Origin of the sequence: Lentzea pudingi (assembly GCF_014646255.1) — a bacterium.
Taxonomy (GTDB): Bacteria; Actinomycetota; Actinomycetes; order Mycobacteriales; family Pseudonocardiaceae; genus Lentzea; species Lentzea pudingi.
In genome coordinates this window covers 1-396 of the sequence record NZ_BMNC01000046.1, presented here as the reverse complement: position 1 = coordinate 396, position 396 = coordinate 1, and the positions used below count along the sequence as shown (strand labels likewise).

1 protein-coding gene is annotated in these 396 nt (G+C 69.9%); it reads left to right on the top strand.

Translation table 11 applies throughout. The annotated features are described in order from the left end of the window. Positions 1–396 (top strand): ABC transporter permease (locus IEY88_RS43875; RefSeq protein WP_189160806.1); only part of this gene is annotated, 396 nt, incomplete at both ends.

Genomic DNA, 396 nt, shown 5'->3' with positions numbered 1-396 from the left:
CTACGTCGCCGTTGCCGCGCTGCTGCTGTTCAACGCCCTGTTCACGTCGAACTTCCTGACGCTGGGCAACTTCACGACCCAGCTCGTGCAGGCCGCGCCCGTGCTGATCGTCGCGCTCGGCATGGCGCTGGTGATCGGCACCGAGGGTGTCGACCTCAGCGTCGGCGCGGTCATGGCGCTGGCCGCCGCGATCATCCCGCTCTACCTCGGCGCCGGCCCGCTGATGGCGATCGTGATGGCGCTCGTCGTCGGCGCGCTGGCAGGGGTGTTCAACGGGTTCCTGGTCGCCAAGGTCGGCATCCAGCCGATCGTCGCCACCCTCGCGTTGCTGGTGGGCGGGCGAGGCCTGGCTCTGGTGATCGCGGAAGGCCAGCTCGTGCAGCTGCACGACCCCGC